The following is a 25,495-nucleotide window of genomic DNA, read 5'->3' on the forward strand; positions in this document are numbered from 1 at the left end:
AGTACCGTGGGCGACATGTCCTGCGTGTTCTGTGCGATCGTCGCCGGGGAGGCCCCCGCCATCCGGATCTATGAAGACGACGACTACCTGGCGATCCTCGACATCCGCCCATTCACCCGCGGCCACACCCTGGTGATCCCCAAGGGGCACAGCGTGGATCTCACCGACACGCCGCCGGAGACGCTGGCGGGGATGGTCACCATCGGCCAACGGATCGCCCGCGCCGCCCGCGCGACGGAGTTGGCCGACGCGACCAACATCGCGATCAACGACGGCAGCGCCGCCTTTCAGACGGTGTTCCACATCCACCTGCACGTGCTGCCCCGGCGCAACGGCGACAAGTTGTCGGTCGCCAAGGGCATGCTGCTGCGGCGCGATCCCGACCGGGACGCCACCGCGCAAATCTTGCGCTCGGCCCTGGCCCGCATTGACGCCAGCCAGTAATACTGGGCGGATGGCACTTCCGTCCTGGGTCGAGCAGCGGTTGCTGCCTCAGGTTCTGCGCGTACACGACACCGTTTATCGCCGGACGAACGGCTGGATCGGTCATCGCATGCTGCTGATACCCAGCCTGCTACTCCATACCGTGGGCGCGAAGACGGGCCAGGCGCGAACAGCGGCGCTCACCTATGCCCGCGACGGCGACGACTACCTGATCGTCGCTTCCAAGGGCGGCGACCCGCGCGCACCCGGCTGGTATCACAACCTGCGCAAGCATCCGGACGTGGAAATCAACGTCGGGCCAAAGCGTTTGGCGGTGACCGCCCGCGCGGTGCTGCCGGACGACCCCGACTACCCCCGGCTGTGGCAGATCGTCAACAAGAACAACGGCGACCGGTACACGGCCTACCAGCAGAAGACCTCGCGGCCGATTCCCGTCGTGGTACTCACGCGACGTTGACCCTGATGCCGACGCGGAGGTTTATTCTCCACTAGCGCGCGGTGAACGCCTCGATGGTTCATCAAACGGCGCGGGATCGGCTGGAGCGGGTATGAGACCGTGGGCGGGAAACCCCTGGCGGCGATTCAGGCTGCCCCCGCGGCTCTGCTGGCTCTTCGCCGGTGCATACGGTGTGGCCGCCGCGCTGGTGGTGGCGTCCTCGATCGGCGGCTGGGAGGGCGCCTACGCAACCCGGCCCGTCGACGAAATCGCCCTGGCGGTCTGCCTGCTGTTCGGGGCGGGGTGTGCGGGCTACGCCGCCCGGTCGGCGGCCGGCCGGCACCGGGCCGGATGGCTGGCAATGATGACGGCCCAGCTGGGCTGGGCGGCGGGCGAGGTCATCTGGGCCGTATACGACGTGCGTCCGAAACTGGCCCACGCCACCCATCCCGCGGCCGCGGAGATCGTGCTGTTGCTATGGCCGTTCGGCGCCTACGCATCGTTGGTGCTGTTGTCGCGCTTCTCGCGGCAGAGCCCGCGGCGACTGGTGCTCGACGGCCTCATCGTGGCGACGTCGCTGTTCGTGGTGTCGTGGGTCTTCGTCCTCGAGAAGCAACTGCGCGAGGACAGCGGTTCGCAGGCGACGACGATCGCCGAAGTCTTCAACGACGTTCTCCTGCTGACGACCTCGATCCTGATGCTGTCCCGGGTTCGTCGCGGCGACCCGCCGAGCCGCAATCTGCTGGCCGGGGGCGTGACGACCATCAGCATCGCCGACATCACGATGGTGTTCAAGAGCGGGATCGGCAGCTACCAGGTCAGCGATCTCGTGGACCTCGGCAGAGTGGGTGGGCTCGCCATGATCGCGCTCGCCGCGCTGTCGAGCGTCTATGAGGCGCCCGCGCCGGGGACGCGTGACGACGAAATACGGTCGCGCACCCGGCTATGGCTGCCGTACCTGCCGCTGCTGGTGGCCGCCGCAGTCGGGCTGACCCGCGCGGTCAGGTTGATGGCGCACGGACCCCTGCTGATCGCGCTCGGAATCCTGGTGGCCGCGGTGCTCGTCCGGCAGTTCGTCATGCTGATGGAAAACCAGAGGTTGTTGTCCGAGGTTGCGCGGGAAGCGTTCCGTGACAGCCTGACGGGCCTGGCCAATCGCGCTTACTTCCTCGATCGGCTCGAGCAGGCCGTCGCCCGGCAATGCTGCGAAATTACGCCCATTGCGGTGTTGTGCCTCGATCTCGACAACTTCAAATCCGTCAACGACGCCCTCGGCCACCCCGCCGGTGACGAATTGCTGATCCGGGTCGCCGGGCGGCTCACCGCCGCCTTGGATGACAAGTGCGTCACGGCTCGCCTTGGTGGTGACGAGTTCGCCGTGCTAATCGAGGGGTCAATCGAGGAATCACAGGCGGCGGCGAGTCGAGTTCTCGAGGCGTTCAACGCCCCGATTGTCGTCGACGGCGTTCCTATACCGGTCCGGCCGAGCGTCGGTTACACGGTGGCCACCGCCTCGCCGGACTGCAGCGTCGAGCAGCTCCTCAGGCACGCCGACCTGGCCATGTACACCGCCAAACGCGAAGGCGGCCAATGCGTTCGCAGCTTCGTGCCGGATCTGTCCCTCTCGTTCTCGACCGCGCAACTAGCAGGGCCCGCCCCGGCGGCAGCGGAGGTCGCTGAGCCGAGTGCCGCACCGATGCTCAGGCGCGCCGCCGACGTGGGGGCGTCGAGACCGGTGCAACCCCAGGAAGGTATCGACGGCATCCGGTGGCCCCCGATGGCGATCCGGATTGCCCTGGGCCTCTTGATGATTGGCGTGATCGCCTTCACCGCGACCAGTGTCATCTACCCGAATGCCGGCCACAGCGTCTTCTTCGCCAAATCCCTCTACTCGGCGTTGAACCTGCTGGCGGCCGGGTTGATCGCCGTTCGCGCATACCGCCTCAAGGCCGATCGCCTTGCGTGGTCTTTGATCGCGGCCGGCATGGCATTGTCGGCGCTCGGTGACGTCGTCTATGCCGTGTGGGTCCCGAACGCCAAGTCACCCTCGGTTGCCGATCCCGAATACCTGGCGTTCTATCCGTTCGTCTATGCCGGGATTCTGCTGCTGATGCGATCGCGCCTGAAGCGGGTGCCGATGCCCATCCGCGTTGATTCCCTGGTGTGCGCGTTGGCCGTCGCCGCACTGGCCGCGGCGCTGCGGGCCGGGCCCATGCATGCCGCCGCCGCAAAAGCGCCCGCGACCGTGCTGGTGGGCCTGATCTATCCGTGGGGCGATCTGGTACTGCTGGCGCTGGCAGTCGGCATGCTGCCAATCCTCGGTTGGCGCAGCGAGTTTCGCTGGGGTTTCCTGGTGGTCGGGCTGGTTGGCTTCGCGGTCGCCGACACCGCCTACCTCATTCAAACGTCGGACGGCTCATACCGGGTCGGCACCACCCTAGACGCGCTCTGGCCGGCTTCCTCGCTGCTGGTGGCGATGGCCAGCTGGGCGCGTGGGTCGTCGGCGGCGCCGACGCCGCGGCGCGGACTCGCCTCCTACGCGGTTCCGGTGACCTGCACCGTCATAGCGCTGGGCGTCGCCATCCTTGGGCACGATTCGCGGCTCGCGTCGACGCTCGCCGCACTGAGCCTCGTCGCGGTCGCCGCCCGATTCTCGGTGACCTTCCGGGACATCAGCATGCTGGCCGAAAGCCACCAGCAGGCCATGACAGACGAATTGACCGCCCTGCCCAATCGGCGATCACTGGCGACGGCGCTGACCGAGCTGTCGGCTTCCGCGTCATCCGTCAGGACGTCGTCGAATCGTGCGCTGCTCCTGCTGAATCTCCACAAGCTGCGGGAGATCAACGACTCCGTCGGTCGCCACTTCGGCGACGAGCTGGTGTGGCACATCGCAAACCGACTGGCGCACAGCGTTCGCCGCGATGATCTGCTCGCGCGCGTGAGCGACGAGGAATTCGCCATCCTGCTCGGCGAGGGATCGGATCTCGTCGCCGCACGCGCCCAAGCGGGCCGGTTGCTCGAAGGCGTCAGCATCCCATTCGAACTCGATGCCATCAGCGTGCAGATCGATGCGTCCATCGCCATCGCGCTCTACCCCGACCATTGCGACCATCCGCAAGAGCTGTTGAACCGCGCCGAGGCGGCGATCCCGCACGCCAGGTCCGCCCTCAGCAGGATCGCGGTGTACGAGTCCGCCTTCGAGATCGACCGGGACCACGACCCCAACCTCGTCGGGGAGCTGCGGGCCGCGGTGATCGATGGCGACCAGTTGACGGTGCACTACCAGCCCAAGGTGAATGCCGGCGACGGGAGCGTTCACAGCGTCGAGGCGCTGCTGCGCTGGCAGCATCCCACCCGCGGGTTGCTGCTGCCGGAGGAATTCCTTCCGGCCGCGGAGCGCGCCGGTCTGATGCGCACGGTCGCCAATCGCACCATCAACCTCACGCTCGAGCAGATCCGGTCCTGGCGCGACGACGGCATTCCGCTGACCGTTGCGGTGAACCTGTCCACGACGAACCTGCTCGACCTCGACCTCGCCGTCACCATCGAGCGGCTGCTTCGGGTCCACGGCCTACCGCCCGACGCGCTGATCGTCGAGATCACCGAGAGCGCGCTCGTCGACTCGGAGCGCTCCCGTAACACCGTCGCCGCCCTGCAGCTGCTCGGCGTTCGCATCTCGCTGGACGATTACGGCACCGGATGGTCGTCGCTGGCGCGCCTGCAGGATGTCTCGGTCGACGAGCTGAAACTCGATAGGCGATTCGTGGCGCGGCTGGCCCACGACCCGCGGTCGGTTGCCATCGTGCAGTCCACCGTGGACTTGGCGCAGAACCTGGGCGCCGACCTCGTCGCCGAGGGGGTCGAAGACGAGGAGACTCTGAGTGCGCTGCGAGGTTACGGCTGCACCATCACCCAGGGGTTCGTGCACAGCGAGCCGTTGCCGCCGGACGAACTGCAACGCTGGATCACGAGCAGGGGCGCGATCGCGGGCGTCGAATCTTAAGCGTTCGGCTGTGACGGACTGAACGGTTAGAACAACTCCTTGGCCAGCAATTCCAGGGTCAGCACCCGTGCCGGCGCGGTGGCCGGGTCGGTGCCGCGGCACGCCGAGGAGACCGGATGCACCATCACCTCGTCGACGTCGAACCGTTGCGCAAGCGCCCGCAACTGGTCGGCGGCCTCGGCGGGTGTACCGAGGACCGCTCGTTGCAGCCCGCTCGCAACGATGTGCTGCTGCTGCGGCGTCAGCTCGGCGCCTTGGGCTTCCTCGACCAGGGGCACCGGGCCGAGGGGCTCTCCGGTGCGAAGCTTGGCCATGATCTGCAGGTTGGGCATCATCAATGCCGTTGCCTCTTCCCGTGTTTCGGCCACGGCGGCGTTCACCGTCAAAAACGTCACCGGCTCGGGCGTTAAGGCGCTCGGCTTGAATCGGGATCGATAGAGCTCGAGCGCCTCTTCGGTTCCGGTGCCGGAGAAGTGATGCGCGAAGACGTACGGCAGCCCCTTGGCGGCGGCCAGGTGTGCCGAGTACATCGACGAGCCCAGCAGCCAGAGGCGGGGCTCACCGGCCGCCGCGGGGGTCGCCTTGAGGCGATAGTCCCCCGAGCGCAGCGGCACCACCACGCCGCGCGCGCTCATCAGCGCCGCCACGTCGTCGAGATACTCCGGAAAGTTCTCGATGTCTTCTTCGCCGCGGCCGCCGCGCAGCGCGTAGGCGGTCACCGGGTCGGAACCGGGCGCGCGGCCGATGCCCAGGTCGATGCGGCCCGGCGCGGCGGCTTCCAGCAGGGCGAACTGCTCGGCCACCGCCAGCGGCGCGTGATTGGGCAGCATCACACCGCCGGACCCCAGCCGCAGCTGCGTGGTCTGCGCGGCCAGATAGGCGATCAGGACCGGCGGGCTGGTGGCGCCGACGGACGGCATGTTGTGGTGCTCGGCGACCCAGTAGCGCGTGAAACCCAGGCGGTCCGCGGCCTGTGCCAGCTGCACGGTCGCGGCGAGCGCATCGCTGGTCGTCTGGTCGGTGCGCACCGGGACGAGATCAAGAACGGAAAGACGCACGTTCGCGTCAACGCCTTCGGGCCCGCGAACGTTCCCGGCGGTCAGTAGTCCTTGAGCGTGATCGAGCTGACGATGCGGTCGAAGACCTCCTGCGGGATCGGTGCCCCACCCGGGATGTTGTCGACGACCAGCCATTGGTTCCGCTTGACGTAGTCACTGAACTCTTTGTGGTAGTTGGCGAAGCCGAGTTCGTAATCGTCACCCGCGGCGGTGAGTTCGCCGGCCAGGATGTAGCCGCCCAGGAGAGCGACGCTGGTTCCCTGGCCCGACAACGGCGAACAGCAATACCCGGCATCGCCCACCAGCGCCACCCGGCCCGTCGACCAGCGATCCATCTTGATCTGGGACATCTCGTCGAAGTAGAAATCCGGTGCGCCGCGCATGTACTCCAGCAGTTGCGGACGCACCCACCCGTCGTCGGCCATCCGCCGCTCCAGCTCGGCGAACTGCGCCTCGGTATCGCGGTAGTCGATGCGCAGGTCGGTGTCCATGAAACCCAGCATGGCGCGGGCCTCGCTGTTGTTGCGGGCGCTGTAGACCCCGGCCATCGTCGAATCCCCGTAATGCCAGGTCTGCCAATAGTCCAAACCGAGGAAATTGGGCACGGTGAAGATCGCCGCGTAAGTGCCCAGCCGCTCGATGAATTGCTCCTCGGGGCCGAACACCAGTCGGCGCACGTTCGAGTGCAGTCCGTCCGCCCCGATGACCAGGTCGAAGCTGCGGCCGGGAGCACGTTCGAAGGTCACGTTGACGGCCGCGCCGTCGTCGTCCAAGCCGGTGATGGTGTCATCGAAGATGTATTCGGCCGTCCATTGGCTTGCGCCGTACAACAATTCGACGAGGTCGTCACGCAAGAGCTCGATATCGGGACTGTCGATGGGCCCGCCGGTGGGCGTGGACTCCGTGTCTCGGGAGAGCTCGTTGCCGTCGCGGTCGACGACGGAAGCGCCGCGAATTTGCGTCTTCCGTTTTTGGGCGGCAGCCAGCAGCCCCATGCGTTCCAGCACTCCCAGCGCCGGCCCGCGCACGTCGATCGCCTGACCGCCCGGCCGCGGCCCGGAGTGCCGCTCCACCACGGTGACCGAATAGCCGTGCCGTCCAAGCCAATAAGCCGCCGTTGCACCGGCCACGCTCGCGCCGGAAATCAGAACGTCAGTCACTTGATCCCTGCCAGCCTTTTCGCGTCTCGGAAAACGTCGTCGAGCATTGCTGGTGTCAACCTACCGGTAAACATGTTTTGCTGGCTTGGGTGGTAGCAACCGAGTAACCGCACACCAGGGGCGAATTGCGCTACCACACCGTGGCCGAACCGCGGTTTGCGCATGGCGGACGCGCCCGGCAGGCGCAGCGCGATTTGCCAGGCGAAGCCGCCCAACGCCACGATCGTGCGCACATGATCGGACACCAGCCGCCATTCGGCCTCCAGCCAGGGCCAGCAGGTGTCGCGCTCCGCCGGCGTCGGCGCATTGGCCGGAGGCGCGCACCGCACCGGCGCCGCGATGCGAACCCCGTTGGCCCGCAATCCATCCGCGGCATCCACGCTGGTCGGTTGGTTCACCAGCCCGGCCCGGTGCAACGCCGCGTAAAGCTGATCGCCGGACCGGTCGCCGGTGAACATGCGTCCTGTCCGGTTGGCCCCGTGCGCGGCGGGCGCCAACCCGACGATCAACAGCCGCGGTCGCTCCGACCCCCAGCCCGGAACGGGCCGGCCCCAATACGGCTGGTCGGCAAAGGCGCGGCGCTTGAGGACGGCCACGTCTTCGCGCCATTCCACCAGCCGCGGGCAGGCGCGGCAGACGCTGATCAGGGCGTCGAGCTCGGGGATCGACGCGGCGTGCGGAGCGAGCGCGGCGACCTGTGCGGCATCGGCGGCCACGGTGGTCTGCGGGGTCGCCGGATCACCCGGCCATCCGGTGCCGGGAACCACTGGAGAATCGAACGCCTGGCCGGTACGAGGGTGGACGAGCACATGAACATCCTGCAGTGAACCGGTAGGCGGCGGCCGAACGCCCCGAATATTCAATGGTCGCGCCGCAAATCGGCGGCTAAGTTCTCCCCGGGACATCTCATGAGCCATACGAGCCGCGGCCCGGCGTTTCTGATCCTGTCCGCCACGCTGATGGCGACGGCCGGTACCGGCATCTCGGTGATCGCGTTTCCGTGGCTGGCCTTGCAGCATCATGATCGCGCGCGCGACGCGTCGATCGTGGCCGCGGCCATGACGCTGCCACTGGTGCTGTCCACCCTGGTCGCCGGCACCGCGGTCGACTTTTTCGGGCGCCGCCGGATCTCGCTCGTTTCCGATTCGCTCTCCGGCGTGGCGGTGAGCGCCGTCCCCGTGACCGCCTGGCTGTTCGGCGCCGAGGCGCTCAACGTCGCCGAGCTGGCCGGGGTCGCCTTCTGCGCGGCCGCCTTCGACCCGGCCGGGATTACCGCGCGCCAGTCGATGCTGCCCGAGGCCGCCGCCCGCGCGGGCTGGTCGCTGGATCGCACCAACAGCCTCTACGAGGCGATCCTCAACCTCGGTTTCATGGTGGGCCCCGGCATCGGCGGCCTGATGATCGCAGCGGTCGGCGGCGTCAACACCATGTGGGTCACGGCGGGTTGTTTCGGCTTGTCGCTGTTGGCTATTGGTGCGCTGCGGCTCGACGGTACCGGCAAGCCGCACCACGCGACCCGGCCCGACGGGTTGGTCTCCGGCATCGTCGAAGGCCTGCGGTTCGTCTGGGGTATGCGGGTGCTCCGGACGCTCGGCCTGATCGACCTGGCCGTCACCGCGTTGTACCTGCCGATGGAAAGTGTGCTGTTCCCAAAGTATTTCGCCGAACAGCACCAGCCCGCGGAGCTGGGTTGGGCGCTGATGGCGCTCGCGGTCGGCGGTGTGGCGGGCGCGCTGGGTTATGCGGCGCTCTCGAAATACACCCGGCGGTGTACGGCCGTGCTGACGGCCACCCTGACCTTCGGCGCGGCGACAGCGGGCATCGCATTTCTGCCGCCGCTGCCGGTGATTCTGCTGCTCTGCGCGGTGACCGGCCTGGTCTATGGGCCGATCCAGCCCATCTACAACTACGTCATGCAGACCCGGGCGCCGCACCATCTGCGCGGCAGGGTGGTCGGCGTGATGGCGGGGCTGACCTATGCCGCGGGGCCGCTGGGCCTGCTGGTGGCCGGTCCGCTCGCCGACACCGCCGGGTTGAAGCTCACCTTCCTGGCGCTGGCGGTGCCGATTCTGCTGATCGGGTTGTCGGCCCTGCGGCTGCCGTCGCTGCGGGAGTTGGACCGGGCGCCGGAGTCCGAGGCGCAAACGCCGCTGTGATACGTCAGCCGGCGAGGATCTTGCGCTTTTGCTGCTCGAATTCCTCATCGGTGAGCAGCCCCCGGTCTTTCAGCGCGGCCAGCCTCTCGAGCCGCTCGACCGGGTCCGCACCCGGTTGCGCCTGCGCCGCCTGCATGGCGTTGAGCGCCTGCTGCTGCATCTCGGCTCCGCGCCGCATCATCTCGTCCCGGAATGCGCTCGGATCGGCAATGGCCTGGCGGATGACGTCGGCCATCGGCATACCCATGACCTGAGCGCCCGCGAGGTCGGGACGAGCCGAGGTCACGGCGTCGATTGCCACATCGGCCGTCTCGGCCGGCTGATGGTCCAGTTGGACGCGGCTGTGGTCCTTGGGGTCGTAGAGCACCGGCACCCTCATGCCCGGACGCGGTGGGCTGAGTTGAGGTAGCAGCGCGGTGAGGCTGGCCTCGAACGGCGGTTCGGTGTCCGGCGTGACCCGCAGCAGCAGCTTCCAGCGAACTTCGGTGTTGTTGACCAGGTTCGGGTTGCCGATCGTGACGGCGATCGCCGACTGCTCGGCGGCGAGGACGTCCGCAAACGCGCGGATACCGACTTTGCTGAGATCTCGCCGTCCGAACATCTCTGACCCACCTTTCGCCAGAATCGCTCAACTGTACAGCGCCGAAGGGCCCGTAGGATCGGTCCGTGACCGCTGATGTCCTGGCCGAGCTCATCGCCGGCCTGCCCGACGGCATGGTCGTCACCGACCCGACCGTGACCGAGGGTTACCGCCAGGACCGCGCCTTGGACCCGTCGGCCGGCAAACCGTTGGCCGTGGTCCGGCCGCGGTGCACCGAACACGTGCAGACCGTGTTGCGCTGGGCCAGCGCCCACCGGGTGCCGGTAGTGACCCGGGGCGCCGGCAGCGGCCTGTCCGGCGGGGCGACGGCGCTGGACAACGGGATCGTCCTGTCGACGGAGAAGATGCGCGACATCACGGTCGACCCGGTCACCCGCACCGCGGTGTGCCAACCCGGGCTGTTCAACGCCGAGGTCAAGAAGGCCGCCGCCGAGCACGGCCTGTGGTATCCCCCGGATCCGTCGTCGTTCGAGATCTGCAGCATCGGCGGCAACATCGCCACCAACGCCGGCGGCCTGTGTTGCGTCAAATACGGCGTCACCACCGACTACGTGCTGGGCATGCAGGTGGTGCTGGCCGACGGCACGGCGGTCCGGCTCGGCGGCCCCCGACTCAAGGACGTCGCCGGGCTGTCGCTGACGAAGCTTTTCGTCGGCAGCGAAGGCACCCTGGGCGTCGTCACCGAGGTCACACTGCGACTGGTGCCCAAGCAGAACGCGTCCAGCATCGTGGTGGCCGCCTTCGCCACGGTCGAGGCGGCGGTCGATGCGGTGCTCGGGGTCACCGCGCGGTTGCGCCCGTCGATGCTGGAGTTCATGGACTCGGTGGCCATCAACGCCGTCGAGGACACCTTGCGCATGGATTTGGACCGGGGCGCGGCCGCGATGCTGGTGGCCGGGTCCGACGAGCGCGGCGGGGCGGGCAGTGAGGACGCCGAGGTAATAGCCGCGGTGTTCGCCGAAAACGGTGCGACGGAAGTGTTTTCGACCGACGACCCCGACGAGGGCGAAGCGTTCGTCGCCGCCCGCCGGTTCTGCATCCCCGCGGTCGAGGCGAAGGGATCGCTACTGCTCGAGGACGTCGGCGTCCCGCTCCCGGCGCTGGGCAGACTGGTCACCGGCATCGCCCGCATCGCCGCCGAGCGTGACCTGACCATCTCGGTGATCGCCCACGCCGGTGACGGCAACACCCACCCGTTGATCGTGTACGACCCCGCGGACGCCGCGATGACCGAGCGGGCTCACCTCGCCTTCGGCGAGATCATGGACCTGGCCGTGGGGCTCGGCGGGACGATCACCGGCGAGCACGGCGTCGGCCGGTTGAAGCGCCCGTGGCTGGCCGGCTATCTCGGGCCCGAGGTGATGGACCTGAACCGGCGGATCAAGCAGGCCCTGGACCCGCAGGGCATCCTCAACCCGGGCGCGGGGATCTAGGGCTTTGCTTCTACTCGAGTGTGCGGCTGGCCGCACACGCGGTGTTCAGCGTGCGGCTGGCCGCACACTCGGCCACGACCGCATTGACATTCTGGCCTGTGTGTCGTACGAATGAGACATGACTCCGGTTATGTCTCACAATGCGCCGGTCATGTTCGAGCTGGCCACCGCCGACACCTGGGCGGAACCCTGGCCGATGTACCGCGCGCTTCGCGACCACGATCCGGTGCACCACGTCGTCCCGGCCAGACGGCCCGAGCACGACTACTACGTGCTGTCCCGGCACGCAGACGTGTGGGCCGCCGCCCGCGACCACGAGACGTTCTCGTCGGCGCAGGGACTGACCGTCAACTACGGCGACCTGGACATGATTGGGCTGCAAGACAATCCACCATTTGTGATGCAGGATCCGCCGGTGCACACCGAGTTTCGGAAACTGGTGTCGCGCGGCTTCACGCCGCGACAGGTGGAGGCGGTGGAGCCCAAGGTGCGAGAGTTCGTCGTCGAGCGCATCGAGCGGCTGCGCGCGAACGGCGGCGGCGACATCGTCACCGAACTGTTCAAACCGCTGCCGTCGATGGTGGTCGCGCACTACCTCGGTGTGCCCGAAGAAGATCGGGCCCAGTTCGATGGCTGGACTGAGGCCATCGTTGCGGGAAATACGGCGGACGGAGGTATCGGCGCGGCGCTGGAGACGGTCGGCGGTGCCGTCGGGTCGATGATGGCCTACTTCACCGAGTTGATCGAGCGGCGTCGGACCGAACCGGAGGACGACACCATCTCGCACCTGGTTGCCGCCGGGGTTGGCGCCGACGGCGATATCGCCGGCACCCTGTCGGTGCTGGCCTTCACCTTCACAATGGTCACCGGCGGCAACGACACTGTCACCGGAATGCTCGGTGGCTCAATGCCTTTGCTACATGAGCGCCCGGATCAGCGGCGGCTTGTCGTCGATGACCTGGGGCTGATCCCCGACGCCGTCGAGGAATTGCTGCGACTGACCTCGCCGGTGCAGGGGCTGGCCCGCACCACCACCCGCGACGTGACGATCGGCGACACCACCATCCCCGCCGGCCGCAAGGTGATGCTGCTGTACGGGTCGGCCAATCGAGATGAGCGCCAATATGGCCCGAACGCCGGTGAGCTTGGCGTCACCCGCTGCCCGCGCAACATCATGACCTTCAGCCACGGCGCACACCATTGCCTGGGCGCGGCGGCGGCACGGATGCAGTCGCGGGTCGCCCTGACCGAACTGCTCAGCCGTTGCCCGGATTTCGAGGTCGATGAGTCCGCGATCGTCTGGTCGGGCGGCAGTTATGTGCGGCGCCCGCTCTCCGTGCCGATCCGGACGGGGTCCTGATGGCGAACGACTGGCTGGGGGCGCACCGTACCGAGGCGGCCGCCGACCGGATCCTCGACGCGGCCGAGCAGCTCTACACCGAGCGGGACCAGGACTCGATCGGCATGAACGAAATCGCCAGGGCCGCAGGCTGTTCCCGGGCGACACTGTACCGGTACTTCGAGAACCGCGAGGCGTTGAAAACCGCCTACGTGCATCGCGAGACCCGCCGGCTCAGCCGTGCGATCAAGGAGGAGATCGGCGGCATCGACGATCCCCGGGAACGACTGGTCGCGAGCATCACCGCCACGCTGCGGATGGTTCGCGGCAATCCGGCGTTGGCCTCATGGTTCGCCATCACCCGGCCACCGATCGGCGCCGAGGTCGCCGGGCAGTCCGAGGTCATCACCGCCCTGGCCGCCGCGTTCATCGGCTCGCTCGGGCCCGAAGACCCCGCCGTCGTCGAGCGCCGGGCGCGATGGATGGTGCGAGTGATCACCTCGCTGCTGCAGTTCCCCGGTCGAGACGACGCCGACGAGCGGGCGATGATCGAAGAATTCGTCGTCCCGATTGTCACGCCGGTATCCGCCCGGGGTTAGGCGCCGCCCAACCGCTCAAGCCCGCACGCGCGTGAAGCGGTGCAGCAGCCAGGCCAAGGGGATGGTCAGCATCATCGTCGCGACGAAGAGGCCGAGCATCGAACCCGTGTACACGTGGGCGCGGACGACGTAGACCATGGCGAATTCCATGGTGATCAGGTGGATGAGGAAGATTTCGTAGGAGATCTCCCCCAGCCACACCATCGGCCGCGTCGCCAGCAGCCGCCAATACCAACCGTGGTCCCCCAGGGCCAGCGGCGCCACCGCGAGCGCGGCGATCACGGCGTAGAAACAGGTCTTGAACAGGGCCTCGCTCAGCGTCGCCGGCGACGTGGTGGGAGCGCCGGCGATGGGAGTGGACACGATGAAGTAGCAGACGACGGCCAGCGGTATGGCCACGAACGCGTAGCCGCGCACGCCCATCGCCTGCAGCACGGCCAGCAGCATCCCGGCGAGGAACCAGGCCAGGTAGGTGGGCAGCCACAGCCGCGCGCCGTCGGGGAACCAGTGATCGGTGTGTACGAGAACCAGCCAGGCCGGGCTGATCAGCGTCAGCGCGGACAGCGCGAACAGCAGTAACCTCGGCTGCCACCGCCGCCGGCAGACGAGCACCAACAGCAGGTATGCCAGCAGCGGGAGTAGCACGTAGAAGGACGCTTCCACCGCGAGGCTCCACATCTGCGTCAGGCCCTGATGGAGGTACTTCCCCAGGTAGCCGTTGCAGTAGATCTGCGTCAGCGTCAGGTTGCGCACCAGGCCGAGCCAAGTGTGTCCGGGGTTGGGTCCCGCCTCGCGGAAGTGGTACAGCACGTAGGCGAACAGCACGGTGACGACGTAGGCCGGCATGATGCGCCGAACCCGGTTCCGTGCATAGCGACTCAGCGACGGTGGCGGCGCGCCGGTAGCGGCTGATTTCAACCACGGCCGGAACAGCAGGAAGCCGGACAGCACGAAGAAGATCGGTACGCCGATCTCCAGCCGGGAGCCGACCAGGCCCCAATAGCCGTGGGTGTACTTGCCGGTGGTATAGGCCGCGTGGGTGCCGACGACGAGAAGCGCGGCGACGGCACGGATTCCGGTGAGGGAGGCGACCCGGTCGACGTGGGCGGTCTGCTCAAGTCCGCCCTGGGCGTCTTCTTCGGATTCTTCTTCGGACAGGGTCATCCGGTGTGTTTCCTGCGCGGCTTTCCGCCGTCCCGGCTGCGGGGCTTGTTCGCCGACCGATCCGGCTGAAGGTTGATCAGCACGCCCGAAATGCGGGTGTGCTCAAGTTTTTTCAGCGTCGACTTGGGCAGCTTGGCCGGCAACTCCACCAGCGAGAAGTCCGGGCCGATCGCGATGTGGCCGAAATCGCTTCGATGCAGGCCGCCCTCGTTGGCGATGGCGCCGACAATCGAGCCGGGGCCGATCTTGTGCCGCTTGCCCACCGCGATGCGGTAGGTGGTGAAGGGCTTTGTTTGCCTTGGCTTTTCGGGACGCTCGCGATGTTCGGTGTGCCGCTCGCGCCGCTCGCCGCGCGGCGGCTCGGGCGACATCAAGAACTCTTCGCCGTCGCGGGACTGCAGCGCCAGGGCAGCGGCTATGTCGGCCAACGGGACGTCGTGCTCACGTTCGTAGTCCTCGACCAGCTTGCGGAACAGCTCGATTCCCGGACGGCCCAGCGCGGTGGTGATGGAATCGGCGAACTTCGCCACCCGCTGGGCGTTGACGTCCTCGACGGTGGGCAGCTCGGACTCGGTGAGCGTTTGGCGCGTTGCCTTTTCGATCGCCTTGAGCAGGTGGCGCTCCCGCGGGGAGACGAACAGCAGCGCCGTCCCCGAGCGCCCGGCCCGCCCGGTGCGTCCGATGCGGTGCACGTAGGACTCGGTGTCGTGCGGGATGTCGTAGTTGAGGACGTGCGATATCCGCTCCACGTCCAGCCCCCGCGCGGCCACGTCGGTGGCGACCAGGATGTCGATTCCGCCGTCTTTCAGCGCGGCGACGGTCCGCTCCCGCTGCCCCTGGGGGATGTCGCCGTTGATGGCCGCCGCCGAAAAGCCTCGGGCCCTTAGCTTTTCCGCGACTTCCTCGGTCGCCTGCTTGGTGCGCACGAAGACGATCATCGCCTCGAACGGCTCGACTTCCAGCACCCGGGTCAGCGCGTCCATCTTGCGCGGACCGGCGACCTGGATGTAGCGCTGTGAAATGTTCTCCGCGGTAGCCGTTTTCGCTTTGGTGGTGACTTCGAGCGGATCGTGCAGGTACTTGGTGGTGAGCTTGCGGATCGCCGCCGGCATGGTCGCCGAGAACAGAGCGACCTGTTTGTACTCGGGGGTGTCGGCCAGGATGCGTTCGACGTCCTCGGCGAAGCCCATGGTGAGCATCTCGTCGGCCTCGTCGAGCACCAGGTAGTCGACGTGCGAGAGGTCCAGCGTCCCGCGTTCGAGATGGTCGATCACCCGGCCGGGAGTACCGACCACCACCTGGGCGCCGCGCCGCAGCCCGGCCAGCTGAACCGTGTAGGAGGAACCGCCGTAGATCGGCAGCACGTTGATCTTCGGCAGGTGGGCCCCATACCGGCTGAACGCCTCGGCCACCTGCAGGGCCAGCTCCCGGGTGGGCGCCAGCACGAGCGCCTGAGTCGCCTTGCTGGTGGCGTCGATCTTGGACAGGATCGGGATCGCGAATGCCGCGGTCTTGCCGGTGCCGGTCTGGGCGAGACCGACCACGTCCGAGCCCTCCATCAGCGCCGGAATCGTCGCCGCTTGGATGCCCGTGGGTGACTCGTAGCCGACGTCGGCGATCGCCCGCAGCACCGAGGGGTGGATCTGCAGGTCGGCAAACGTCGGAGAGGCAGCCTCAGGCGAGGTGTCCGGGAGGGTCATCGTCCAAGGAGTCTAGTGGTCGTGGCCCCGTGATCATGAGCACAGCTGCGCCGGGCCCGGCCATGCCTGTCACACCGGCGCGCGGGATGACGGTACGGTGCGCGATGTGTGGTCGATACCCCGCCGTACCGAGCCACTGACCGGCTCGGCCGCTCTCGCGTTGATCGCCATGACGTTGACCGGCTGTGGTTCGGGAGACTCCACGGTCGCCAAGACGCCGCAGGCCACGACGACTACGGACACCCCGTCCATCACCGCCCCGGCTCAGCCCTCCGGCGCCGCCGCGCCGCCCGGCAGCAGCGCGGCGCCGGCGGACCCGTGCGCGGTCAACCTCGCCTCCCCCACGATCGCGAAGGTGGTCTCCGAGCTCCCGCGCGACCCGCGCAGCCAGCAAGGCTGGAACCCGGAGCCCCTGGCCGGCAACTACAACCAGTGCGCCCAGCTGTCGGCCGTGATCATCAAGGCCAACACCAACGCCGTCAACCCCACCACCCGAGCGGTGCTGTTCCACCTCGGGCAGTTCATCCCGCAGGGGGTTCCCGACACCTACGGGTTCAACGGCGTCGACGCGTCGCAGACCACCGGCGACACGGTGGCGCTGACCTACCCCAGCGGCATCAACGGGTTGAACACCGATGTGCGGTTCCACTGGAACGGCAACGGCGTCGAGCTGATCGGTAACGCACCGGGTCACTGACCCCGCCGTTCCGTCGGTCCCCTCACCTACAGTTGCTGCTGTGTTCGTCACCGGCGACAGCATCGTGTACAGCGCGTCGGACCTGGCCGCCGCGGCCCGCTGCGAGTACGCGCTATTGCGGGATTTCGACGCGAAGCTGGGCCGGGGACCCGCGGCCACCGTCGAGGATGACCTGCTCGCGCGGACCGCCGTCCTCGGGAACGAACACGAGCGACGCGAATTGGACCGGCTGCGCGACCAGTTCGGCGATAACGTCGCGGTCATCGGCCGCCCGGCCTACACGCTCGCCGGCCTCGCGGCGGCCGCCGGGGCGACCCGGCGCGCCATCGCCGGCGGCGCGCCCGCGGTCTACCAGGCCGCCATGTTCGACGGCCGCTTCCTCGGTTTCGCCGACTTCTTGGTCCGAGACGGCGAGCACTACCGAGTGATCGACACCAAGCTGGCCCGTTCGGCCAACGTCACCGCGCTGCTGCAGCTGGCCGCGTACGCCGACGCGCTGGCCGCCTCGGGTGTGCCGGTGGCTCCCGAGGCCGAGCTGCACCTGGGCGACGGGACGGCGGCGCGTTACCGCGTCCGCGACCTCGTTCCTGTCTACCGCTCCGAGCGCGCCCGATTGCAGCGGCTTCTCGACGAGCACCATGCCAAGGGCGCCGCGGTTCGCTGGGACGACGAGGGCGTGGGCGCCTGTTTGCGTTGCCCGTTGTGCACCGAGCAATTGCGGGCCACCGACGATCTGCTACTGGTCGCCGGCATGCGACTGGGCCAGCGGGACAAGTTGATCGACGCCGGAATCACGACGGTCTCCGATCTCGCCCGGCACACCGGCTCGCTGCCGGAACTGTCGTCCGGTGCCATCGGCAAACTGACTGCCCAGGCGAAACTTCAAGTCCGGCAACGCGAAACCGGCGCGCCGCTGTTCGAGATCGTCGACCCGCAGCCGCTGACGCTGCTACCCGAACCGGACCCGGGCGACCTGTTCTTCGACTTCGAGGGCGACCCGCTGTGGACCGTCGACGGGCGGGAGTGGGGTCTGGAATACCTGTTCGGCGTCCTGGAAGCGGGACCGGCCGGCGCGTTCCGCCCGCTGTGGGCGCACAACCGGGTTGACGAGCGCAAGGCCCTGACCGATTTCCTGGCGATGGTGGCCAAGCGCCGCAAGCGCCGTCCGCACATGCACATCTACCACTACGCGCCGTACGAGAAGACCGCGCTGCTGCGGCTCGCCGGCCGCTACGGGGTGGGCGAGGACCAGGTTGACGAACTGCTGCGCAGCGGAACGCTCGTAGACCTTTATCCGTTGGTGCGCAAGAGCATTCGCGTGGGTGCGGAGTCGTTCAGCCTGAAGGCGCTGGAACCGCTCTACATGGGAGCGCAGCTGCGGGCCGGCGACGTCACCACGGCCACCGGTTCGATCACCTCTTACGCCAGGTACTGCGAACTGCAGGCCGACGGCCGCCGCGACGAGGCCGCCTCGGTGCTCAAGGAGATCGAGGATTACAACCACTACGACTGCCGCTCGACCCAGGAGCTGCGTAACTGGCTGATGTTGCGCGCCTACGAATCCGGCGTCGTACCGGTCGGCGCCCAGCCCGTCCGGGACGGCAACACCGTCGAGGACCGTGACCAGTTGGCGACGACCTTGTCGGCGTTCACCGGTGACGCCGCCGTCGGTGAGCGCACGCCCGAACAGACGGCGGTGGCACTGTTGGCCGCGGCGCGCGGCTACCACCGGCGCGAGGACAAGCCGTTCTGGTGGGCACACTTTGACCGGCTGAACTTCCCCGTCGAGGAGTGGGCGGACAACACCGACGTCTTCGTCGCCGAGCGCGCGTCGGTCAGCGTCGACTGGAACACGCCGCCCCGCGCGCGCAAGCCGCAGCGACGGGTGCGGTTGCACGGCGAACTGGCGCGCGGGGAGCTGATGACCGACGTCTTCGCGCTCTACAACCCGCCGGCGCCACCGGGGATGTCCGACGATCCCGAGCGGCGCGCGGCCGCACGCGCGACGGTCGTCGCGGCCGATGATCCGGCGCTGCCCGCCGAGGTAACCATCGTCGAGCGAGTAGGCAACGACGGCAAGCCATTCCACCAACTCCCGTTCGCGCTCACCCCGGGCCCGCCGATTCCGACGACCGCACTGCGCGAGTCGATCGAGGCGACGGCCGCCGCGGTCGCGGCCGGCTTGCCGCAGCTACCCCGCAACGCCGTCGTTGACATTCTGCTGCGCCGCGCGCCCCGCACACGCGGCGGGACCGCGCTGCCGCGTTGCGGCGACACGGTAGCCGACATCGCTACCGCGGTAATGGATTTGGACTCGTCGTACCTGGCGGTGCATGGACCGCCGGGCACCGGAAAAACGCATACCGCCGCCCGCGTGATCCAGCGCCTGGTCACCGAGCATGGTTGGCGCGTCGGCGTGGTGGCGCAATCGCATGCCGCGGTCGAGAACCTGCTGGACTGTGTCATCGACGCCGGGCTGGAGCCGGCACGGGTGGCGAAGAAGCGCAACGACCACAGCGCCCCGCGCTGGCAGGAGATCGACGGCGGCGCCTACGCCAGTTTCATCGCCGACACCGCGGGCTGCGTAGTCGGCGGAACCGCATGGGATTTCGCCAACGCCAATCGGGTCCCGCGCGACAGCCTGGACCTGCTGGTGATCGACGAGGCGGGCCAATTCTGTCTGGCCAACACCATCGCCGTGGCGCCGGCCGCCGCCAACCTGTTGCTGCTCGGCGACCCCCAGCAGCTGCCGCAGGTGAGCCAGGGAACGCATCCCGACCCGGTCGACACGTCCGCCCTCGACTGGCTGGTGGACGGCCAGCGCACGCTGCCCGACGAACGAGGATATTTCCTGGACCTCTCGTACCGGATGCACCCGGCGGTGTGCGCCGCGGTGTCGGCTCTGTCCTACGAGGGCAGGCTGCATTCCCACGAGTGCACCGCCGCCCGGCGCCTTGCCGGATACCCGCCCGGCGTGCGGACGCTCACCGTAGGGCATCACGGCAACTCGACGGAGAGCCTTGAGGAGGCGGAGGCGATCACCGGCCAAATCGAACGACTGCTCGGCATGCCCTGGACCGACGAGCACGGCACCCGGCCCCTGACCGCTTCCGACGTGTTGGTGCTGGCGCCCTACAACGCCCAGGTGGCGCTGCTGCGCCGGCGGTTGACCGCCGCCGGGCTCGGCGGGATCCGGGTCGGCACGGTCGACAAGTTCCAGGGTGGGCAGGCGCCGGTGGTGTTCATCTCGATGACGGCCTCTTCCGCGGACGTGGTGCCACGCGGAATGTCGTTCCTGCTCAACAGGAACCGGCTCAACGTCGCCATCAGCCGGGCCCAGTACGCCGCGGTCATCGTGCGCTCGGGGTCGCTGACCGAGTACCTGCCCAGCACGCCCGCGGGGCTGATCGAGCTGGGCGCTTTTCTGGCGTTGACGCAGCCGGCCTGATGACCGGCCCGGCCTTAGTCGCCGGACGAGTGGCGACCGTAGCCGGTCGGGTCGTCGTCGGCATCGCGGCGGTGCCGGTGACCGCGCGCGGAGCCGTTCTGCGGCCGTGGCGGCGGCGCGGGCCGATCGCGGGGGGTGGACCGGTATGGGCGCGCCGAGAGTTCGGTTACCGGACGGAAGCGCTCGCGGGTGTCGACATGGGAGCCGTTGTGCGCGAAACCGATTGGGCCACCGTTCGGAGCGGGTTTGTCGCGCCGACTGTGCCACGCGGACGGCGGGCGCGGGCGCGCGGGCCGATCGGCCGGCGTCCCGGCACCGCTTTCGCGCCCGTATGCCGCGCGCGATGCCGGGGCGGCCTCGGGTTCCCGAAGAAGGATGAATTCGACGTAGTCGTCGTCGTCATAGTCGTCGCCGAGCAGGTCGCCCGCCTCCGACCGGCCGCCGGCCACGGCCGACGGCGCATAGCCGATCAAGAACAAGGCGGCCACGATCCCGAACAGCGCGACGAACGCGGGCAACAGCACCGATTGCGACATGGCGGCCGCGAACGGGTCGCGCAGGAACTCGGGCAGTTGCAGCGTGGCGGGCGTCTCCTCGCCGACACCGCCGGACGGCTGCGGCGGCATCTCGGCGCCGATCCGTGCGGTCATGAACGCGGCCATGCCCGCGCTTCCGAGCACCGCGCCGAGCTGGCGGACCGAGTTGTACACGGCGGAGCCCGCGCCGGCCAGGCGCGGCGGCAGGTTGCGCGTCGCGGTGGCGGTCAGTGGCGACCAGACGAACGCCATCCCGACGCCCGACGCGAAGAACGGCAACACCAGCCGCCAGACCGGTGTCGTTGGGGACATCTCGAAGGTGAGCCAGGTCAGCGCTATCGCCAGCACCGAGAAGCCGAACCCGAGGACCGGGCGTGGATGGTATTTGTCGACCATCCTGCCGACGAAGGGGGCGAACGCTCCGTTGGCGATCGCCATCGGCGCGATCAGCAGGGCCGAGCGCGTCGGCGACAACCCGCACACGGCCTGCGCGTAGAACGTCAACGGCAGCATCATCGCGGTCGCGGCGAACGAGACGATGGCCACCCCGACGTTGCACAGGCCGAAGTCGCGGTCACGGAAGATCACCAGAGGAATCAGTGGCTCGTCGGTGTTCATCGACTGCCAGAACACGAACACCGTCATGAACCCGACTCCGGCGACCAGCATCGCCCAGATCCATGGCTGCCAGTGCGCGGCCTGGCCCTGTTGCAGCCCGAACACGATCAGGAACATCCCCGCACCGGACAGCGCGACGCCGACCACGTCGAACCGGTGCGACTGGGTGGGCAGCACCGGGACCAACCAGTACGCGAGCGCAAGCCCGGCCACGCCGATGGGGACATTGACGAAGAAGATCCACTGCCACCCCAGCCCGTCGACCAGCACACCGCCGGCCAGCGGGCCCACCAGGCTGGCGACCCCGGCCGTGGCCCCCCACAGGCTGACCGCGACGCCGCGCCGCTCCGCCGGGAAGATCCGGGTGATCGTCGACAAGGTCTGCGGCGTGAGCACCCCGGCGCCGACACCCTGCACCACCCGGGCGGCGATCAGCATGGCGGCGCTGCCCGACAGCCCGCACCACACCGAGGCGACGGTGAACACCACCAGGCCGATCAGGTACAGGTTCTTGGGGCCGAACCGGTCACCGAGCCGCCCGGCCACCAGCAACACGACCGCGTAACCCAGCAGGTAGGCGCTGGTCACCCAGACCACCGTGTCGTAGCCGATGTGCAACTTGGTCATGATCGTCGGGTTCGCGATGGCGACGATGGTCGAGTCGACCATGATCATGAAGAAGCCGATCATCATCGCCCAGAGCGCGTTCCAGGGCCTCTGGGATTGCGGCGAGTTCTGGGTGAGGAAGTTCCAGCGCTTCGTGAGGTGGGCTGGGTTCGGCGCCGCGCGCCGGGTTACCCCGGACGACGGAGGCGTCGCCGCGGTCATCTACCCACCTCGTTTCAGCTTCCGAGGATGCCCGGCTGCGGGGGCTGGTCTGTCGACGGGCCCCCGGACCGTCACGGACATCCAGCCTGCATTATGGCCGCTGACGCAATTGAGGGCAGCGACGGACCCGATCCGGGGTACACCACGCGGAGGTTTCAAGTTCGGTCGGCGTTCCGGAGCGCGCACGTTAGCCTGGTAAGACGCCATTTGCAGGAGAGGCAAGATGCGGGCCCGACGGAAGCGGTCTTCGAACCGGTTTTTCAGCATGTCGCACGACGACCAGGCGCCGCCCACCAACGGCCGGCCCAAGACCTCCGCGCGGGCTTTGGCGCAGGTCATCGAGCGGAGCTCACGGATTCAGGGACCGGCTGCCGAGGCCTATGTGTCCCGGCTGCGCAACGCCCACCCGAGCAGCAGCCCGGCCGACATCCTCGCCAAGCTGCAGAAGCGCTACGTGGGCATGGTGACGGCCAGCGGCATGGCGGTTGGCGCGGTCGCGACGATCCCCGGCATCGGCACGCTGAGCGCGCTGTCTGCCGCCGCGGCCGAAACGGTGACGTTCCTGGAAGCCACCGCATTCTTCGTGTTGGCCGTCGCGGTGGTGTACGACATCCCCGCCGACCACCGGGAACGCCGCCGGGCCCTGGTGTTGTCGGTGCTGGTCGGCGACAACAGTAAGGCAGCGGTCGCCCAACTCTTCGGCCCGAGCCGCACCAACGGTGGCTGGATTTCCGAGAGCGTGGCCGCCGTGCCGCTGTCGTCGATGTCACGGCTGAACTCGCGACTGTTCAAATCGTGGGTCAAGCGATACACGCTGCGGCGCGGCGCCCTGGTGTTCGGCAAGGTGCTCCCGGTGGGCATCGGGATCGTCGTCGGGGCCGTGGGCAACTACTTCGCCGGCAAGAAGATCGTCCGCAACGCCGATCGGGCATTCGGCGCCCCGCCCGTGCGGTGGCCGCGCGCCCTGCACCTGGTGCCGCCGTTCCACGAAGCCGGCTAGCGCCCTGCGACCCCCGTCTCCCTGGCGAATTGCTGGCGAAAGGTTAGCCTTTATAGGGCGGGAAACGTAGAGCATCGCCACTGCTGTGACATGCTCCACAATCCGGGGGCCGAGAAATGTACAGGCGCCGTGCAACAGCTGCGTAAGCGCTTGCAGGACAGAGGAATTGAGGCGAACAGCGGTCGTGAGCAACATAAGTTCACCATTCGGGCAGAACGAATGGCTGGTCGAGGAGATGTACCGCAAGTTCCGCGATGACCCCTCGTCGGTGGATCCGAGCTGGCACGAGTTCCTCGTCGACTACAACCCCGAGCCGACCGGCGAATCGGCCTCGAGCGCCGGCGACGGCCAACCCGCCGCGCAAGCAAAACCCGAGCCGGTCGCCCAGACCGCGGCGCCGGCCCAGCCCGCCGCGGGCAACGGTGCCGCCAGCGCCCCCGCGGCAGCACCGGCCAAAGCCAAAGCCCCGACTCCCCCGCCCGCGGAAGGCGACGAACTGCAGACCCTGCGCGGCGCCGCGGCCGCCGTCGTCAAGAACATGTCCGCCTCGCTGGACGTGCCGACCGCCACCAGCGTTCGGGCCGTCCCGGCCAAGCTGATGATCGACAACCGGATCGTCATCAACAACCAGCTCAAGCGCACCCGTGGCGGCAAGATCTCCTTCACCCACCTGCTGGGTTACGCGCTGGTGCAGGCGGTCAAGCAGTTCCCGAACATGAATCGGCACTACGCCGAGATCGACGGCAAGCCCACCGCGGTCACACCCGCCCATACCAATCTGGGCCTGGCCATCGACCTGCAGGGCAAGGACGGCAAGCGTTCGCTGGTGGTGGCCGGCATCAAGGGTTGCGAGACGATGCGCTTCGCGGAATTCGTCTCCGCCTACGAGGACATCGTGCGCCGGGCCCGCGACGGCAAGCTGACCGCCGAAGACTTTGCGGGCGTGACGATTTCGCTGACGAACCCCGGCACCATCGGAACCGTGCACTCGGTGCCGCGGTTGATGGCCGGCCAGGGCGCCATCATCGGCGTCGGCGCGATGGAATACCCCGCCGAATTCCAGGGCGCGAGCGAGGAGCGCATCGCCGAGCTGGGAATCGGCAAGCTGATCACGCTGACCTCGACGTACGACCACCGGATCATTCAGGGTGCCGAATCCGGCGACTTCCTGCGCGCCATCCACGAGATGCTGCTGTCGGACGCGTTCTGGGACGACATCTTCCGCGAACTGGGCAACCCGTACCTGCCGGTGCGGTGGAGCACCGACAACCCGGACTCGATCGTCGACAAGAACGCCCGGGTGATGGAGTTGATTGCGGCCTACCGCAACCGCGGCCACCTGATGGCCGACATCGACCCGCTGCGGCTGGACGGCAGCCGCTTCCGCAGCCACCCCGACCTCGAAATCCTCAACCACGGGCTGACGCTGTGGGATCTCGACCGGGTGTTCAAGGTCAACGGCTTCGCCGGCTGCGAGTACAAGAAGCTGCGCGACGTGCTTGGCCTGCTGCGCGACGCCTACTGCCGCCACATCGGCGTGGAATACACCCACATCCTCGAGCCCTCGCAGCAAGAGTGGCTGCAGCAGCGCGTCGAGACCAAACACGTCAAACCGACGGTGGCCGAGCAGAAATTCATCCTGAGCAAGCTGAACGCCGCCGAGGCATTCGAGACGTTCTTGCAGACAAAGTACGTTGGGCAGAAACGGTTTTCGCTAGAAGGTGCGGAAAGCGTGATCCCGATGATGGACGCGGCGATCGACCAGTGCGCCGAGCACGGTCTCGACGAAGTGGTCATCGGGATGCCGCACCGCGGCCGGCTCAACGTGCTGGCCAACATCGTCGGCAAGCCCTACTCGCAGATCTTCAGCGAGTTCGAGGGCAACCTCAACCCGTCGCAGGCGCACGGTTCCGGTGACGTCAAGTACCACCTCGGCGCCACCGGCGTCTACCTGCAGATGTTCGGCGACAACGACATTCAGGTCTCGTTGACCGCGAACCCCTCGCACCTGGAGGCCGTCGACCCGGTAACCGGGCAGGTCCGCCATGTTGAGCGTCTCGGCGACGATGCCCTGGCCCGCGAAGGCGGCGTCGCCGTGCAGCATCATCGGCACCACCGAGAAGGCCTTCTCGTCACCGTCGTCGTGGGCGCCGCGATTCAGCAGGTCCTGCTTGGCCCGGACCAGGCCCTCGAGCACCGGGTCGACGGCCTCCAGGTGCGAGGGGTTCGCGGTCAACGAGACCTGAATGTCGTTGTCGCCGAACATCTGCAG

At 68.1% G+C, this 25,495-nt stretch carries 17 protein-coding genes and 2 pseudogenes; 11 read left to right on the plus strand and 8 right to left on the minus strand.

The window, feature by feature from the left end; genetic code table 11:
- Positions 1–15: 15 nt before the first annotated feature.
- The 3 genes from A5697_RS16670 to A5697_RS16680 all read left to right on the plus strand — a co-directional run bounded on the left by A5697_RS16670 (position 16) and on the right by A5697_RS16680 (position 4,886).
- Positions 16–444 carry an HIT family protein gene (locus tag A5697_RS16670; RefSeq protein ID WP_067949382.1) on the plus strand — a complete coding sequence of 143 codons (429 nt, stop codon included), beginning with the start codon at positions 16–18 and terminating at the stop codon, positions 442–444.
- 10 nt (positions 445–454) lie between these two features.
- On the plus strand, positions 455–901 hold the full coding sequence (locus A5697_RS16675) for a nitroreductase family deazaflavin-dependent oxidoreductase (protein ID WP_067949385.1): 447 nt from the start codon (positions 455–457) through the stop codon (positions 899–901).
- A 91-nt stretch (positions 902–992) separates the two neighbouring features.
- On the plus strand, positions 993–4,886 hold the full coding sequence (locus A5697_RS16680; RefSeq protein WP_082953440.1) for a bifunctional diguanylate cyclase/phosphodiesterase: 3,894 nt from the start codon (positions 993–995) through the stop codon (positions 4,884–4,886).
- Between the two features lie 26 nt (positions 4,887–4,912).
- Here the strand turns inward: A5697_RS16680 and A5697_RS16685 are convergent, their stop codons facing one another.
- From A5697_RS16685 to A5697_RS16695, 3 genes are read right to left on the minus strand one after another with little or no spacing between them, the layout of a single operon-like run.
- Positions 4,913–5,944, minus strand: coding sequence for an LLM class flavin-dependent oxidoreductase (locus tag A5697_RS16685; RefSeq protein WP_068011427.1), 1,032 nt, complete (start codon positions 5,942–5,944; stop codon positions 4,913–4,915).
- A gap of 41 nt (positions 5,945–5,985) precedes the next feature.
- Entirely contained in the window at positions 5,986–7,104 is a 1,119-nt protein-coding gene (locus A5697_RS16690) for an FAD-binding protein (RefSeq protein ID WP_068011428.1), read from the minus strand.
- The gene (locus tag A5697_RS16695) at positions 7,101–7,928 is read right to left on the minus strand and encodes a uracil-DNA glycosylase (RefSeq protein WP_067949421.1); all 828 of its coding nucleotides are present in this window, start codon (positions 7,926–7,928) and stop codon (positions 7,101–7,103) included. Before A5697_RS16695 ends, A5697_RS16690 begins: the two co-directional genes overlap by 4 nt.
- A gap of 84 nt (positions 7,929–8,012) precedes the next feature.
- On the opposite strand from A5697_RS16695, the gene A5697_RS16700 reads away from it, so the two are divergent.
- The gene (locus A5697_RS16700; protein ID WP_068011429.1) at positions 8,013–9,260 is read left to right on the plus strand and encodes an MFS transporter; all 1,248 of its coding nucleotides are present in this window, start codon (positions 8,013–8,015) and stop codon (positions 9,258–9,260) included.
- Positions 9,261–9,264: 4 nt separating this feature from the next.
- Here A5697_RS16700 and A5697_RS28105 read toward each other — a convergent pair whose 3' ends face one another.
- Positions 9,265–9,861, minus strand: coding sequence for an SHOCT domain-containing protein (locus A5697_RS28105; RefSeq protein WP_068011430.1), 597 nt, complete (start codon positions 9,859–9,861; stop codon positions 9,265–9,267).
- A 65-nt stretch (positions 9,862–9,926) separates the two neighbouring features.
- Between A5697_RS28105 and A5697_RS16710 the strand changes: the two genes are divergently transcribed.
- The 3 genes from A5697_RS16710 (at position 9,927) to A5697_RS16720 (ending at position 13,232) form a co-directional block, all read left to right on the plus strand.
- On the plus strand, positions 9,927–11,294 hold the full coding sequence (locus tag A5697_RS16710; protein ID WP_068011431.1) for an FAD-binding oxidoreductase: 1,368 nt from the start codon (positions 9,927–9,929) through the stop codon (positions 11,292–11,294).
- Between the two features lie 118 nt (positions 11,295–11,412).
- Positions 11,413–12,654: a cytochrome P450 gene (locus A5697_RS16715; protein WP_197501035.1), complete on the plus strand. Its 1,242-nt coding sequence runs from the start codon at positions 11,413–11,415 to the stop codon at positions 12,652–12,654.
- Positions 12,651–13,232, plus strand: coding sequence for a TetR/AcrR family transcriptional regulator (locus A5697_RS16720; protein WP_156673335.1), 582 nt, complete (start codon positions 12,651–12,653; stop codon positions 13,230–13,232). Before A5697_RS16715 ends, A5697_RS16720 begins: the two co-directional genes overlap by 4 nt.
- Positions 13,233–13,247: 15 nt before the next feature.
- On the opposite strand, the gene A5697_RS16725 is transcribed toward A5697_RS16720, so the two are convergent.
- Positions 13,248–14,396, minus strand: a complete 1,149-nt coding sequence (locus tag A5697_RS16725; protein WP_067949409.1) for an acyltransferase — start codon at positions 14,394–14,396, stop codon at positions 13,248–13,250.
- Positions 14,393–16,096 carry a DEAD/DEAH box helicase gene (locus A5697_RS16730; RefSeq protein ID WP_068011432.1) on the minus strand — a complete coding sequence of 568 codons (1,704 nt, stop codon included), beginning with the start codon at positions 16,094–16,096 and terminating at the stop codon, positions 14,393–14,395. The genes A5697_RS16725 and A5697_RS16730 overlap by 4 nt, the downstream gene beginning before the upstream one ends.
- 97 nt (positions 16,097–16,193) lie before the next feature.
- Between A5697_RS16730 and A5697_RS16735 the strand changes: the two genes are divergently transcribed.
- A complete protein-coding gene (locus tag A5697_RS16735) occupies positions 16,194–16,793 on the plus strand; it encodes an LppP/LprE family lipoprotein (RefSeq protein ID WP_067949413.1) in 600 nt (199 codons plus the stop codon).
- 40 nt (positions 16,794–16,833) lie between these two features.
- Positions 16,834–20,241, plus strand: coding sequence for a TM0106 family RecB-like putative nuclease (locus A5697_RS16740; RefSeq protein ID WP_068011433.1), 3,408 nt, complete (start codon positions 16,834–16,836; stop codon positions 20,239–20,241).
- A gap of 14 nt (positions 20,242–20,255) precedes the next feature.
- On the opposite strand, the gene A5697_RS16745 is transcribed toward A5697_RS16740, so the two are convergent.
- Positions 20,256–22,223, minus strand: coding sequence for an MFS transporter (locus A5697_RS16745; protein ID WP_067945999.1), 1,968 nt, complete (start codon positions 22,221–22,223; stop codon positions 20,256–20,258).
- 223 nt (positions 22,224–22,446) lie between these two features.
- Here A5697_RS16745 and A5697_RS16750 point away from each other — a divergent pair, with 223 nt between their 5' ends.
- Together A5697_RS16750 and A5697_RS16755 are read left to right on the plus strand one after the other, a co-directional pair.
- On the plus strand, positions 22,447–23,223 hold the full coding sequence (locus tag A5697_RS16750) for a hypothetical protein (protein ID WP_067946001.1): 777 nt from the start codon (positions 22,447–22,449) through the stop codon (positions 23,221–23,223).
- 184 nt (positions 23,224–23,407) lie between these two features.
- A pseudogene (locus A5697_RS16755) lies at positions 23,408–25,288 on the plus strand (multifunctional oxoglutarate decarboxylase/oxoglutarate dehydrogenase thiamine pyrophosphate-binding subunit/dihydrolipoyllysine-residue succinyltransferase subunit); the annotation flags it as partial.
- A gap of 15 nt (positions 25,289–25,303) precedes the next feature.
- Here the strand turns inward: A5697_RS16755 and A5697_RS27280 are convergent.
- Positions 25,304–25,489: pseudogene (locus tag A5697_RS27280) on the minus strand (hypothetical protein); the annotation flags it as partial.
- Positions 25,490–25,495 lie beyond the last annotated feature (6 nt).

It is taken from the genome of Mycobacterium sp. E3251 (assembly GCF_001666835.1).
Lineage (GTDB): Bacteria > Actinomycetota > Actinomycetes > Mycobacteriales > Mycobacteriaceae > Mycobacterium.